Annotated in this window: 14 protein-coding genes; 8 read left to right on the top strand and 6 right to left on the bottom strand. The window is 40.7% G+C overall.

Features of this window, described 5'->3' with window-relative positions:
• Positions 1–106 precede the first annotated feature (106 nt).
• The 5 genes from KW060_RS08275 to KW060_RS08255 all read left to right on the top strand — a co-directional run bounded on the left by KW060_RS08275 (position 107) and on the right by KW060_RS08255 (position 3,721).
• Complete coding sequence (locus KW060_RS08275; protein WP_249034343.1) at positions 107–748, top strand: hypothetical protein; 642 nt, start codon at positions 107–109, stop codon at positions 746–748.
• Positions 749–765: 17 nt separating this feature from the next.
• On the top strand, positions 766–1,719 hold the full coding sequence (locus KW060_RS08270) for a Gfo/Idh/MocA family protein (RefSeq protein ID WP_249034342.1): 954 nt from the start codon (positions 766–768) through the stop codon (positions 1,717–1,719).
• A 22-nt stretch (positions 1,720–1,741) separates the two neighbouring features.
• Positions 1,742–2,389, top strand: coding sequence for a hypothetical protein (locus KW060_RS08265; protein WP_249034341.1), 648 nt, complete (start codon positions 1,742–1,744; stop codon positions 2,387–2,389).
• Between the two features lie 133 nt (positions 2,390–2,522).
• Positions 2,523–3,137, top strand: coding sequence for a hypothetical protein (locus KW060_RS08260; protein WP_249034340.1), 615 nt, complete (start codon positions 2,523–2,525; stop codon positions 3,135–3,137).
• Between the two features lie 125 nt (positions 3,138–3,262).
• On the top strand, positions 3,263–3,721 hold the full coding sequence (locus KW060_RS08255; RefSeq protein WP_249034339.1) for an SCP2 sterol-binding domain-containing protein: 459 nt from the start codon (positions 3,263–3,265) through the stop codon (positions 3,719–3,721).
• Between the two features lie 10 nt (positions 3,722–3,731).
• On the opposite strand, the gene KW060_RS08250 is transcribed toward KW060_RS08255, so the two are convergent.
• The 4 genes from KW060_RS08250 to KW060_RS08235 all read right to left on the bottom strand — a co-directional run bounded on the left by KW060_RS08250 (position 3,732) and on the right by KW060_RS08235 (position 8,015).
• Complete coding sequence (locus tag KW060_RS08250; protein WP_249034338.1) at positions 3,732–4,316, bottom strand: TetR/AcrR family transcriptional regulator; 585 nt, start codon at positions 4,314–4,316, stop codon at positions 3,732–3,734.
• A gap of 124 nt (positions 4,317–4,440) precedes the next feature.
• Entirely contained in the window at positions 4,441–4,761 is a 321-nt protein-coding gene (locus KW060_RS08245; RefSeq protein ID WP_249034337.1) for a DUF3817 domain-containing protein, read from the bottom strand.
• 60 nt (positions 4,762–4,821) lie between these two features.
• A complete protein-coding gene (locus KW060_RS08240; RefSeq protein ID WP_249034336.1) occupies positions 4,822–5,373 on the bottom strand; it encodes a PAS domain-containing protein in 552 nt (183 codons plus the stop codon).
• A 95-nt stretch (positions 5,374–5,468) separates the two neighbouring features.
• A complete protein-coding gene (locus KW060_RS08235; RefSeq protein ID WP_249034335.1) occupies positions 5,469–8,015 on the bottom strand; it encodes a M1 family metallopeptidase in 2,547 nt (848 codons plus the stop codon).
• A 96-nt stretch (positions 8,016–8,111) separates the two neighbouring features.
• On the opposite strand from KW060_RS08235, the gene KW060_RS08230 reads away from it, so the two are divergent.
• Complete coding sequence (locus KW060_RS08230) at positions 8,112–8,648, top strand: dihydrofolate reductase family protein (protein ID WP_249034334.1); 537 nt, start codon at positions 8,112–8,114, stop codon at positions 8,646–8,648.
• Here KW060_RS08230 and KW060_RS08225 read toward each other — a convergent pair whose 3' ends face one another.
• Complete coding sequence (locus tag KW060_RS08225) at positions 8,649–10,640, bottom strand: tetratricopeptide repeat protein (protein ID WP_249034333.1); 1,992 nt, start codon at positions 10,638–10,640, stop codon at positions 8,649–8,651.
• A 131-nt stretch (positions 10,641–10,771) separates the two neighbouring features.
• Between KW060_RS08225 and KW060_RS08220 the strand changes: the two genes are divergently transcribed.
• Positions 10,772–11,977 carry an MFS transporter gene (locus KW060_RS08220; RefSeq protein WP_249034332.1) on the top strand — a complete coding sequence of 402 codons (1,206 nt, stop codon included), beginning with the start codon at positions 10,772–10,774 and terminating at the stop codon, positions 11,975–11,977.
• A 55-nt stretch (positions 11,978–12,032) separates the two neighbouring features.
• Positions 12,033–12,875, top strand: a complete 843-nt coding sequence (kynA, locus tag KW060_RS08215; RefSeq protein ID WP_249034331.1) for a tryptophan 2,3-dioxygenase — start codon at positions 12,033–12,035, stop codon at positions 12,873–12,875.
• Positions 12,876–13,037: 162 nt separating this feature from the next.
• Here kynA and KW060_RS08210 read toward each other — a convergent pair whose 3' ends face one another.
• Complete coding sequence (locus KW060_RS08210) at positions 13,038–14,867, bottom strand: methyl-accepting chemotaxis protein (RefSeq protein WP_249034330.1); 1,830 nt, start codon at positions 14,865–14,867, stop codon at positions 13,038–13,040.
• Positions 14,868–14,960: the final 93 nt, after the last annotated feature.

Genomic DNA, 14,960 nt, shown 5'->3' with positions numbered 1-14,960 from the left:
TTTCATGGATTCCAAATCAAGTTTGGAATGACGGTTATGTACGAAATGACATATCCCCAATTTAATGGTACACTCCAAATATAAAAACAAACATTGGGAGAATATCATGAAAATATCAAAGGTGGTGATTGGTGTTGCGGGGGCCGTGGTGCTTTGCACGGGGGCGATGGCCCAAGAAATGTCAGAGGATACATCGCTTAGTTTCTTTATCACGTCGATGGGTTCTGGTGACGGCGGTAATCTTGATGGCCTTGCGGGCGCGGATGCGATTTGTAAAAACCTTGCGTCCAATGTCGGGCAGGGGGATAAGGACTGGAAAGCCTATCTTTCAACCAATGGTGACCGCACCGTAAATGCCCGTGACAGAATTGGCGCGGGGCCATGGTATAATGCAAACGGCGTTATGGTGGCCATGAATGTTGATGACCTTCATTCAGATAATAATAAGCTTTCCAAGGAAAATTCACTGGATGAAGCGGGTAATATGATCAAGGGGCGCGGCGACAGCCCAAACCAACATGACATTTTAACCGGAAGCGACCTTATGGGTATGTCAACCGAGAATACCTGCAGCAATTGGACATCATCCGCCGAAGATGGCAGTGGCAATGTCGGTCATCATGACCGCACAGGTGGAGGCGCAAATCCGACATCATGGAATTTCGCCCATCCATCAAGGGGTTGCAGTCAAACAAACCTCGTCGCAACTGGCGGAAATGGATATTTTTATTGCTTTGCGGCGAAGTAAAGGGCTAATGTCCTTTTATGACAAGAGTACTTATAGTCGGTGTGGGGCGCATGGGGTTTGCCCATGCGGTTGCGGCCAGTAAAATACAGGGCGTGGAAATCTGCGGCCTTGTGGCGCGTAATTTTAAAAAATATGAAAAAGAGGTCGCCACATTCCCTGGCGCCCAGCTTTATCATGATTTTAAGACGGCCTTAAAAAAATCAAAACCCGATGCGGTGATCATCAGTACCTATACAGACACCCATGCGTTATATGCGACCCTCGCGATGGAGGCAGGGGCCCATGTTTTCGTTGAAAAGCCGCTTGGATTAACCAGACGCGAGGCGGGCTATTCCATCGCCATGGCGCGGAAAACGGGCAAAAAGCTAGTGGTTGGGTATATTTTACGTCATCACGCCATCTGGAAGAAATTCGTTGAATGTGCCAAGAAATTAACCGGTCCATATCAGGTAAAAATCACCAGCAATCAATATAGCACCGGCGCGGAATGGGAACTGCATAAAAACATATTAAAAGCGGGGCTTTCCCCGCTAACTGATTGCGGAATTCATTATGTGGATATCATGAACCAGATTGCCCGTGGTGATGTGATTGATATTAAGGCCAAAGGCCATAAAGATGACCCCGAATTTCCCGTTGTTAATGATGCACGCATGACCGTCAGTTACGAAGACGGTAGCGAGCTTTATTTCGAAAGCGGGTTTGGGCCCAAGATTTACCCCGGTGAAATCCCAATCAGACAAGTCATCACCAAAGATGGCGAGGTCACGATTACGCCACATAATCAGATTATTTTTAACGGTGAAGAAATCCATTTTGATAAGGACGCATATGATAAAAGCCTTGATGCGCAGCAAAGATTTTTCTTTAATGCGATTGAAAAGGATATTAATCTTGAGCAGCACTGGATTTCCGTGGCTATGAGCCACGCCATCTGTTTCGTCGCCGAAGAAGAAATGGAAATTTATTAGGTTAAGAAGATTTGATAAGATTATGAAAATAAGTCGTTTTATTGCAATATTGTCCCTTATGTCTGCCGTGTGTTTTTCATATACACAAAGCGTCTTTGCACAAAATAAAACATATAACCGCATGATCAATGGTGCGGCAAAGGTGGTGCGTGCGAAATTCACCGGATCAGAAGAAGTGCGCTATAATTACGACGAAGACAATCAAAATATCGTCTGTGGTTACATCATGGATGTGGAAGTGATCAAAAGTTATAAAGGCGGCACGGATAATTTTAAAGTTTTTGTGTCCAATGAAGATATTTTGTTGGGCGAGGATTTAGAATATTTCATCATCGCGCGCCGTAATCAAAAATTCGGCGAAACCCGGGCAATTGATTTTTTAAACTGTCTTGAAGGGCGTTCAACACGTACGGATGTTTCAAAACTGCCGTATCTCGCGACCAATATCACACAACAGATTTTCCCGCTTGTTTCCTATAAACGTGAAGACAACATCGTTGACCCAGATACACGGGTTGTGAAAAAGGGCGAATGGATGATGCTTGTTAACCGTATCGCCAATAATGCGCTTCCATACACAATCGCGCGTAGGCGTCTTAATAACGGTAATGACGATATTATCGAAGAAATGCGCCTTAACGACTTCATTCGTGATTTTGAGCTAGAATAACGAATAATCCTGTTTTCCTGTAATTTTACACGTATTTGTGGTACGATAAGGTTCACATCTGAGCAATCCTAGGGGGGAAGATTCCTCACCTCGTGGCATCTTAATTAGTTTAACTCTAAGTAAAGGAAGGCCAATGATTGTATACCGAATAGTTTTAATTTTAATCGCCAGCGCATTCGCGTTCACCTTTGCACATGCGCAAAAAGTTCCACAGAATTACGAAGCTTACGCAAAGCATGCCGATAAAGTCGTTCACGGCAAAGTGGTCGCATCACAGCCAATAATGGCATACCGTGGCGCAAAGGAATTATCATGCGGCATATTTATGGAAATTGAAGTGACAAAATCAATCCGTGGTGGAACGGATAATTTCCTGCTTTATAGCACGAATAAAGATGTCATCAGCAATAGCGCTGATCAGGAATATTTCATTTTTGCATTTAAAAATGAAAAATACGCGCCGGGCGAAAGCAACGAAGATTTCGTTCTTTGCGAAGGCACAAATTCAGTGATGAAAAACATTGCGCCATTTGAATATATCAGCAACAGTCATGTTCAACGTATCTTCCCATTGCGTAAGGAAGAAAGAACATTAACCGACTGGATGCAAATTGCTGACCGTCTATCAAACGCGGAATTACCAGAGGGTATTGAAAAGCAACGTGTGTCATCAAGTAACATCAATATAATCGAAGAAATGTCACTGACCCAGTTTATGGCGGCATTTATGCCGGAAGAAAACCAATAGGTAGAAGAAACGAAAAAATACTAAACCTATTAAATAAGTTGTATTTTTTGACGCAGGTCAAATACTGAATATATGCGATTTGATACAAAGTTCCCTCATTGTTATTACTTGAGGGAACTTGTCACATGAACATCGCAGAAAGCAGTTTGAAAGCCGAAAAATCTTATACTCCATACAGAAGTGGGCACGGGACATTTACACCGCTTTATCTAGCCGGGATCACGACAAAGAGATTTCCGTCACCGCCAATTGATCTTGCATCGCAAAAGATCAATGAAAACCTTGGCGCGCTTGATGAGCAGGCAAAAGAAAAGTTTGAAAAACTTGCTGGTAAACGTATATTGATGATGCCTGATGATGTTTCAAAATCATTTGTAATTACATTTACGAAGGATGGCTCAACAACAGAATATGTTTCGGAAGAAGATGTGTTTGCTGATCTGACCTTAAGTGGCCCTTTATTTGCGCTGATTAATCTGCTGAATGATAATAATGATATGGATGCACTTTTATTCTTTAGACAAGTGAATACCTGCGGTGATAAGGGATTATTATCCGCGCTTAATCAAGCACTTGCTGCCTGATAAGTTTCTTTTAATTTTTCTCGAGCAATAATTTCAACATTTCTAACTTTTGATCGAGTGATGCAGAAATGCTCGTGTATTCTGTGCCGATTGACGCGGTATAGAGAATTTTTGCACGGATCATGCTGTCTTTATCAGAAAAGCCCATTTCTTTGAATAATCCGGCCGCAACATCAAGTCTGGTACGGTCAACACGGTCGAGCGCATTACAGGCTTCCGGACAACGAAGCGCCAAATTGCGGATGGCGATTTCGTCTTGCTTGTCAATGTCATGGGTGATTTTTGCCATTGTATAAAGCGCGGTTTCCGCGTCACCGCCAATTTCATCCATCATATCAATATATTTCAGGGTTTCTTTCTCGTACCAATAATCAAAAATTGCTGAATAAAAGCTATCAATGTCTTCGAACGTTTGATTGAATTCCTGCTCATTTTTTTTTGTAAGGGTGCAGATTTCATCAATGGATAGTACGTGTGGCCCATGTTCACGAAGCAGCTTTATGCCAGCCTCGATCCAATCACGGTTTGGAAAATTTTTAATGTTATCGGATTCTTCAAAATCTGAACTACGAAGCGGTGTGACATTCTGGGTCATTTTTATTAATACCTGATGCAATTAATTATTATCTAATTGATATAGGATGATATCATAAAATGACAAGTGTGTAGCGATAAAAGCATGTTTTTTTGAGGTGTGCGGAAACTACCTACAAAAAAGATCAAGCAGCGGCAAAATCAAATTGATGTTTTTTAAGCCATTTATCGTTTAAGAACGTACCAAAAGGAACACTTGAAGCAATGAATGTGCGCAGAAAGCCAAAAAATGAATAACGGCGACGGATTAATACTTCAAGTGATAAGATGACATAAATTACGAATAGGCCGCCATGAATTGCACCCACATAAAAACTGAATGTTGCAAAACCAAGATAATATTTCATCGGCATTGATACGAATAATAGGAATATAAGTGAAAATCCTTCGAGTACAGCAAGCATTCTTAGGCGATAAACAGGGTCTTTAATCAATAATTTAATCATACGGCACTCCTTAACTTAATGCCGTTTACGATAATTCTTAGGTGCTGTAAATGAAAAACGCTATGCGATGGCTTTTAATTTGGGGGAATCCTGTTCAAGCATGACCATTGCACCGATCGCATGGGTGACATTATCGTCACCAGACGAAAGTGGTAAGTCAATCCAAAGGATGCGTTGTTCTTGCCCTTCTTCGTCAATGACATTTCCCACACCGATGCAATAATTGTAATCATAGATCACTTGTAAATATTCATAATATTTTTCAACAATGTCCGGTGGGGGTGGGTTTTCGGAATTGATTTTGGAATACATGCTTTCCTTGCCCCAAAGACGGGCGAATTTTTCCCCCATAATCTTGATGGTTTTGGGGCCTTTGATATCCTCGCCATATTCAACAAGGCGGACGGACGAATGCCAACCTTTCAAGGTTTCAAATGTAATATCCTGAACATTGGGAAGTCTTCTGTTGCCACGAATGTCGTTCCAAAGATCGTAAAAGCTTTTCAACTCTTCATATTCATGGCACACGTCGATACCGATTGGAAAAATGTGACAATTATATTCACGTCTTTCCTCGTCAAAAGTGATTGTTTTTAATGGCTCCCGACCCATTTTTCCCCTACGATCAATTTTTATTTTCATAAAAAATAATCAATAAATTTGAATTGTCAACAAATAGTAACATTAGTGAAAACTAAACTTTAAGTTTAATTGTACGCTTGTTTAATAATTTTGTTGGCTCTGAATAAAGGATCCGTTTCCTGTAATATTTTTAAACGCAGTTGTTTATTGTAGGCTGGGCGCTGATTCAGAAACCCCCTAACTGTATTTACGGCACTGTCGGATTGATAATATTTGAAATTTGCAGCAAGCCAACGACCCGGAAAAAAGATGTCACCGGTTATCTGAATTTCTTGTAAAATTTCCAATGACCGTTGCAAATATTTCTCTGAATTTTTTGCTCTTAACGGGTGATGAAGATATTCAAGCGCCGTTAACACCCATCTTTCCGTATGTCGGTTATTCACATTCATCAGGGCATCATAAAATTTATCGCGTACGTCCTGATCGGGTGATAGTGCAAAACGAATAAATTCGAAACGGCGCTGATTATCAAGGCCGTTTATGCGTGGTATTTGATCCTTGATGATGTCTTCTGCCTGATCCGGTAATTTAATCGCGAGGTTCGCCGCCAGATTGGTGTAATCACGGGTCGCAAGGTTAAGTTCGCTTGCAATTGATTGCTCTTGCCATATTTCTTTTACATTCTGGATTGCCTGTTCCGTTAATGCGATGTTGGCATAGCTTCTGAATAACGATCTGCGCAGGCTGGTTTCTTTGTTTTTATCAATAACCATTTGCCAAAGTTTTGTTTCAAGACGAGGGGCAATGGCCATTCTGCCTTCTGCGCTAAACAGTGACCAATATATTGAGATCGTTTGGCGCATAATATGATTGATGATTAACGTGTTATCTTCTTTGTCCAAAGTCCAAATAATCAAATCGATATATTCTTCGGGACTTATGGTGCCGTTTCCTTCGAGCAATTGTTCATAAAGACTGACAAAGAATGCAGCACGTTCCAATTCATCAGAACTATCCCAGTTTTCACGTAAATAATTTTTATCAACTGGAAACAATCCATAACCCATGCCATCCGCATTTAATAAAATATCATCATTAATATTATTGCCCAGATTGCTTAGGTTAATTGCACTATTTTCATAAGATATCGGATATGCTGCCGCCTTGTTATTCACAACAAAGCTTTGCGGCCAATCACGTTCCATTAATAGTGGGTCATCTTGTGAAAGTATAATCTGACCATTATTTTCTGCGACCTTGAAATGTGGTCTGCCTGGTGTGTTGACCCAAACCTCGCTCCAGGTTTTAAGGTCTTTTGTTGTGCGGCGATCAAGAATATCGATCAGGTCGGGCCAGGTTGCATTGGCATAGGCAAATGTTTTTAAATACTCCTGAATACCTTCGCGGAATTTTTCCTCGCCAATCATGGCTTCTAACTGTTGCATCATGATAGGGGCTTTATTGTAAATAATGTCGCCATACATGGTACCGGCTTCATTTAAGTTCGGTAATTCCTGTCTAATCGGGTTTGGTCCTTCGGAACGGTCAACGCTATAAGCACCAGGATGTAATCCAAGATGGGTTCTTAATTTATGATTGATTTTAGGAAAGCTCGGGTTCACGGCTTTCGCCGCAAAAAAGTTTGCGAAGACTTCCTTTGTCCAGACATCATTGAACCAATCCATCGTAACCATATCACCAAACCACATATGGGCCGTTTCATGGGCGATAAGGGCCGCGCGGGATAATAATTCATTGGGTGACGGGTTTTCATCAAGCATCAATGTGGATGATTTATATTGAATGGCACCCACATGTTCCATGCCGCCAAATTGAAAGCTTGGGATTAATGCAAAGCCAAACTTTTTAAACGGATGTTTTATGCCCGTATATTCTTCCATATAATCAAGTGACGCTTTATGAAGTTTGAATATTTCCTCTTCATTGCGTTTTGCTTTTTCCTCGTCTGGTTCACGGTGCAGCATGGTCATTTCCACGCCGTCTATTGTTTTCTTAACCTTGTTAAAACGCCCTGCGACAAATGAAAATAAATATGTGCTCATCACGTCGGATGTTTCAAACTTGATTTCTTTTTTACCGCGTCTGGTTCGCTCGCTTACGATGGGTGCGCTTGAAATCGCTTCCCATTTATCGGAAATATTCAAGAATAAATCATATGTTGCTTTTAAGTTCGGCTGATCAAAGCTTGGGAAACTTGTGCGCATACGGTCCGGCACAAACAAAGTATACATAAAATTCGGGGAACGGTTTAATGCACCGTCGCCCGCGAAATATTCTATCTTGATACGGTTGCTACCGACACCAAGATGTTCTTGGTCAATAATAATATGTTCATTTTGATGATTGATCTTGCGTTTTACGCCATTGACCCAAATGCGGCGTAGGTTGGATTTTTTCTCTTTGAAATCAAGCTGCAGGTCTTTTGAATTATCACTTAATTTAAATGTAATTTCCGATGTGGCCTTAATCGGCACATCCGGACGTTCCGGAATATTTAAAACCAGATCATAGTTAAGCTCGCTAATCGCGGCCTTTCGGTATGATGCAAGTTCCCATGAAACGCCATCCACAACCGGGATATCCTGGGCAAAGGCGATAGTATTAAAACTTAATAAAAGACACACAAAAACAGCACGTAGTTTATTCATAATCGGATCAATCCTTACAAAATTCGTTATGGATGATTTTTAACGAAAAATAAGCTATCATTAAGAACGTAATGGATCAATAACTAGGGAGCTATCATGACAAATTTCGTTTATCTTGGGTGTTCACTGGATGGTTTTATCGCGCGTAAAGATGGCGCGGTTGATTTCCTTGATGCAGTTGATCCGGCCCCAGATGACGAAGATTACGGCTGGGAAGATTATATTGGCGGTATTGACGGGCTGATCATGGGGCGGAATTCATATGATATGGTTCTTGGTTACGGGCAGTGGATCTACGGCGACCGAAAAGTCATGGTGCTAACCACCCGTGATATTGAAATTCCCGATTTCGTTGAAGGTGAGATCATCCCGTTTGAGGGAAAACCTGAAGAAGCCGTTCAGTGTATGAATGAAATGGGATGCCAGAATTTATATATCGATGGCGGCAAAGTTGTTCAGGATTTTATTAATGACGGGCAGGTTGATGAATTGATCATCACCATGGTACCCATCATCATCGGCGAAGGTATTCCATTATTTGCCAACATCAATGTGGAAAAGCGGCTGGATCTTAAGAATGTCACAAAATACGATAATGGCTTGCTTACAGTGCATTATAATCTTAAGAAATGATTAGTTTGAAGCCTTCCATTCTACTAGCATTTCCTGTGCCTTTTCAACATCGTCAGTGGACATACGTAGATTTAACTTAGCTAGATTAATCGCTGAATTCATAAAATTATTTTCGCTTCCAATAATGGTCCACATATATGCATTGATCAAACTTTCTTTATCTCCTTTAGCTGCATAAGCGATTGCGAGCATTTGATAAGCTTTAACATATTTTTGGGAAGCTGCTTTTTTATAGTATTCAATTGCGGTGTCATAATTTTGCTCAACAAAATAACCATTGAAATAAAATTGCCCCATATTGAATTCTGCTTCTTTTGAACCGCCATTAACTGCTTTTTGAAGATATTGAAATGCTTTTTCATAGTCGCGATGTTCTTGCGCGCCGCTTGTATGGATACTTGCTAAATTATTATAAGCCACTAAATTTTCATCGATATTGATTGCTTTCTTATAAAATTCAATTGCTTTTAATTCATCTTTTTCTACACCAGTTGCATTTTGGTAAATAGCCCCAATATTGAGGGCGGCATCGCTATAATTCAATTCTACAGCTTTTTCATATAAATGAATAATTTCATTTATGTTGTTTATTGGTTCTGAACTTAAATGCTGAATATAGGCTGCCATGTAATAGCCTTGGGCATATCCTTTTGACCCTGATTTCGTGAACCATTTAACCGCATCATCCAAATTGCTTCCTTCAAATTCATTATTGTAATGTATTTGAGCAATATTAAATGCACCTTCTGGCTTGTCATTTTCGTATGCTAATGAATAATACTTGATTGCTTCTTCAATATTTTTTTTAGTGCCTTGGCCGTTTTGATACATGTATCCAAGTGAATATAGTGCATCAACGATGTCATTCTGCGCAGCAAACTTGTATAGTTCAAGAGCTTTGGAAAAATCTTGTTTTAATCCTTTTCCATAATAATATAACTCTGCTAATGCATAGTGGGAATCTTCATTATTTAATTCAATGCCTTTCTCATACCACTTAATGGCTTCTTGAAGGTTTTCTGGTACACTTAAAGCATATTCATACATGTACCCAATATTATAATTTGCAATTGCGTTACCTGCTTGTGCCGCTTTGTTAAACCATTCGAATGCTTTTTCGTAATCTTGTTCAACACCATTGTCATAAAAATACAAATCCCCAAGATTATTCATGGCATTATATGATCCATTTTCAGAAGCAATAGAATACCATTCAAGAGCTTTATTAAAATCCTGATCTACACTCTCTGCATTTTCATACATTATACCCAACGCATTTTGAGCTTCAGAATGGTTTTGATCAGCTGCTTTGCTGTATAGATTAAATGCCAAAGAGAAATCTTGCTCTACTCCAGTTCCGTAGTGATATAGTTCGGCCAAAGCATATTGTCCGTCAGAGTCATTTAAGTATGCGGCTCTTTTGTATAAATCTAATGCATGATTAATATCTGCTTCAAAATATTCACCATGATGATGCATATATCCAAGGCTATAAAGTGAAGGCGGGTTATCTTGATTTGCTGCTTTTGTGTACCAAGATACTGCTTCTTCTAAATTTATACTTGTTCCTCGTCCAAAATAATATAAATCACCAATTTCGTATTGTGATTGAACATGCCCAAATTCTGCGGCTTTTAAAAAATAATTCATCGCTTTTGCATAATCTGTTTTAACGCCTAAAGAACGGCTATATATAAAACCAACACTATACAAAGCTTCTCTATCTCCAAACTCTCCGGCAAGATCAAAATATTTTAAGGCTTTTTTGTAATCTTGATCGGTGCCATGTCCGTAGAAATACAAATCACCAAGCATATAAAGTGCTTCTACATTTTCATTGTTTTTAACTTCTTCTGTTAATAAATGAAAAGCTAGCTCATAATCTTCGTCATTATATGCTGTGGTTGCTTTATCGATGTCTGCAAATGAAAATTTTGTCAAAAACAATAAGGCAATAAGTAATCGAAAGGTGTGAGTAAAAATCAAATGCATGTGTCCCCCTAACAGTATTTCAGTAAGCTAGCATTTATCATTTTTTATGACAACTATCGAATTGATTAAAAAAGAATGTAAGTTTATAGTCCCCATAGACCAAAGAAGCGAATATTGAAAACAGGTTTTAAATGTCAGACATTCAGTTAGAACGCAAGGTGGTTTGGCTTGCGGCACTGATCCAGCTGGCGAACGTCCTTGATTTTATGATTATATTGCCCCTCGGGCCGGATCTTACCACGTCAATTGGTATTCCGTCCTCGCGTATGGGCTTGCTTGGCGGGATTTATACTTTTGCCGCCGCCATATCGGCGATCGTCATGGCGCCTTATCTGGACCGCTTTGACCGTAAACGCGCTGTGCTTTTCTTCCTCGCGGGGCTTGCGGTGTCCACATACCTATGTTCGTTTGCATATGATACCTATAGTATGTTGGCCGCACGAACGCTTGCGGGCATTTTTGGTGGGCCGGTAACCGCATTAAGCCTTTCGATGGTGGTTGATGTGGTTCCCATTTCAAGGCGCGCGCGTTCCATTGCGATTGTGTCCAGTGCATTTACCGTTTCCAGTGTGTTTGGTATTCCATTTGCGCTTAAACTGGCCGGATTAATGGATTGGACCATGCCATTTATTGTTATAGGCATTTTCAGCGGTATTGTATGTATTGCTATTTATTTCTTATTGCCGTCAATGACTGGTCATATTGATGAAAACACGGATAAGACTAAAAAGGTTCCCATTTTGCCGATGGTTAAAAAACCGATCATCAGAACATCATACATTATGGCATCCTTACAAAGCTTTGCCCAATTTATGCTTTTTGCCGGATCGATTAATTATTTTATCTTTAATCTTGGGTTTGACCGCGAAGGTTTAGATGAAATTTATTTCGTTGGTGGATCGCTTAGTTTCATTGCCATGATGTTAACCGGACGGATTGTTGATAAATACGGCAGTCGGTTGCTTTCGTTTATCATTACAGTTTTTTATGTATGCGTGCTTGCAGATGGTTATTTGCATCAACCGTTTATGTCTGTGCCGTTTATATTTTGCTCGTTTATGTTATGTGCGGCGATGATTGGTGTTGTCACCTCCAGTATCGCGTCAGAAGCGCCCGATGAGCAGGAAAGGGCCGCCTATATGTCAGTGCAGTCAACCTGCCGTCATTTGGCCGCGGGCGCTGGTGGAATTGTCGCGACAGCGATCCTAAGCACCAATCCGGACGGTAGCCTAAATAACATTCATATACTCGCGTATCTTACAATTTTATGCATTGCATCGCTTCCTGTGTTAATATTTATGCTCCGAAATATGCTCGATAGGAAATCGTTGGCTTAAATTTATTTTGCATGTAAGATAAATTATCTTATGTGATTCTGGAGTTAGAAAATAAATGAGCGATAAAATTAAAACATCCGTTGATATTACAGGCGAGAAAATCCACTGGAAACAGGATATAAGCTATGGTGATTATCTGGGGCTTGATCAGGTCTTAAATGCACAGACCTTAAGATCCGGCGCCCATGACGAAATGATGTTTATCATTATTCATCAGGCATCGGAATTATGGATGAAATTATGCATTCATGAAATGACCAGTGCAATGGATTGTTTAAAAGACGATAAAATCGGCCCGGCAATGAAAATGGTTGCCCGTATCGCCCGAATACAGGAACAGCTTATTCATTCATGGAATATCTTATCCACAATGACACCAAAAGATTACATGAGCTTTAGAGATTCACTGGGGCAAAGTTCCGGTTTCCAGTCCTTTCAATATCGCATAATCGAATTTTCGCTTGGAAATAAAAATGCCGCGATGGTAAAGGCACACGCCGATCATCCAGACAGGTATGCTGCGGTAAATGATGCGCTTAATGCACCAAGCCTTTATGATCTTACATTACAGTTGCTTGCAAAGCGTGGGTTTGATGTTCCACAAAGTCATATTGACCGTGACTGGAGCAATCCATACGAAGTGAGCGACCAGGTCGAGGCGATCTGGAGCGACATTTATAAAAACGGTGATAAATATTGGGATCTATACGAATGGGCAGAGAAGCTCGTCGATCTTGAACACCGTTTCCAGACATGGCGCTTCAGTCACATGAAGACCGTCGAACGCATCATCGGATATAGAAGAGGGACGGGCGGCACCGCAGGGGTTCATTATCTTAAGAAAGCGCTAGACCTGCGTTTCTTCCCTGAATTATGGAATGTTCGTACGGCAATTTAGAACCTATCATTAAGTGTCACCCTCGGGCTTGTCCCGTGGGTCTCATGCTTATTAAGAGATACTCGGAATAAATCCGAGAATGACGTTTATAAATAAAATAAATTAAAAACAAAAAAAGGCGGCCAATAAAGCCGCCTTTCTTTAATTCTGTGTTTCTTAATCCTAGATCGCTCTGATCTGACGGAAGAAATCTTCGATGTCTTTTTTCAGCGTTTCAGAAATGCGTCCCATTTCTGATGATGCGTTTAGAACATCCTGACCGGCATTTCCGGTTTCGTCGGCCTCACTTGCCACACGTGAAATATTCTGTGAAATATCGGCTGTACCGATCGCAACCTGCTGAATGTTATTTGAGATTTCCATAGTCGCACGTGATTGTTCCTGCACGGCGTTGGCAATCTGCATTGTTGAATCGTTTGATTCATTAATAACGCTTTGGATCGCATCGATGCTATTCACTGTATCATCAGTAAGTGACTGCATTTCAGAAATGTGATTTGAGATTTCTTCTGTTGCATTACCAGTTTGACCGGCGAGGGCTTTAACCTCGTTCGCAACAACCGCAAATCCTTTACCTGCTTCACCGGCACGCGCAGATTCAATCGTTGCGTTAAGGGCCAGTAGGTTGGTTTGTGAAGCGATGTCGTTAATCAGGTCAATCACTTCGTTAATGCGGCTTGCTGATGTTGCAAGCTTGTTAATCGCTTCGCTGCTGTGTTGTGCTTCTTTCATAGAACGTTCTGCGATGGCATTGGCTGTTTCAACCTGACGGTTAATTTCACCAACGGATGCGCTAAGCTCTTCTGCAGATGCTGCAACGGTTTGAACATTGTGTGATGTTTGTTCAGATGCTGATGCCACTTCGGAAGAACGGTTCTTCGTGCTATCTGAAATAACAACCATTTGGTTCGCTGTTGCTTCTAGCTCTGTTGAGGAAGAGGCAAGGGCGTTAAGAACTTCTGAAACCTGATTATCAAAGTGTGATACAAGATCATCAATTTTCTTGGCACGCTCTTCTGCTGCAAGGCGTTGTTGTTCTGCACGCTCGGCTGCTTCGCGTTCGCGTCTTGCTTCTGCTTCGCGTTCTTCTGCTTCGTGGGCAAGGCGCTGTTCTTCAGCCATCTTGTTTTCAGCTGCGAGGCGTTCACTTTCAAGTGCCGCTTTACGAAGGTCTTCGATCGCATTTGAAAACTGACCCAGTTCGTCCTGACGTGTTTTACCGCGTACTTCGTTGGTGTAATCACCACTTGCGATAATCGCAACTGCATTACGCAGGTTTCCAAGAGGAATAGAGATACTTTGTAGAAGTAGGAAAGCAATACCACCAACCACAACAACCATAAAGGCACAGATTGCAAGTAGTAGCATTTCTGCACTTGCACGTGTTTCATCAAGAACACGTGTCGCATCAACCATGGCTTGGTTAGTTGAATTAGTAATGGTTTCAAATTGTGGTGCCATCTGATTATAAACTTCGGTCAGGCGGCGCATAATATCATTCATTTGCGCATTTGTTTCATCTGATGCGCCGTCCATTTCGATGATTGAGTATAAATCGAATACTTCATCGTAAACTTCTTGGTAATTGCCAACCAATGTGGAAATGGCTGCTGCTGCATCGATGATATTTTGTCTGTCTGTGTAATCGACAATTTCTTCTGCGCTGGCTGTAATTAATTCAACATTTTCATCAAAACTATTAATAGACTCTTCTGATTGTGTCAGAAGATAATCTTTACCATAGCGTTCGATTTCTAATGAATATACCTTAATGTCGTTGGCTACGGCAGTAAGATCTGTTGTATTTGTGAAGACGGCTTCGCCTTCTTCTAATTGAACCATGGAAATGTAGCCCGTTCCTGCTACAAGTACCGTGCCAAGTAATGAAATGGCTGAAAGGGCCATAATTTTGACTGAAATACTTACATTTTTGAAGATGTGACTACTTAAGATACTATCCAAGATTCCCGCTGACTTATACGCTCCACTCACAACATAACTCCTTATATAATGTGTGATCAATTTTTTTACTAATTTTTGAGTACTCTGATAGATTTAAAATAAACTAGTTAACTTTTAGTGAAT

Origin of the sequence: Pseudemcibacter aquimaris, assembly GCF_028869115.1 — a bacterium.
Taxonomy (GTDB): Bacteria; Pseudomonadota; Alphaproteobacteria; order Sphingomonadales; family Emcibacteraceae; genus Pseudemcibacter; species Pseudemcibacter aquimaris.
The sequence above is the reverse complement of the archived record's forward strand: the minus strand, read 5'-3'. Positions and strand labels throughout refer to the sequence as shown.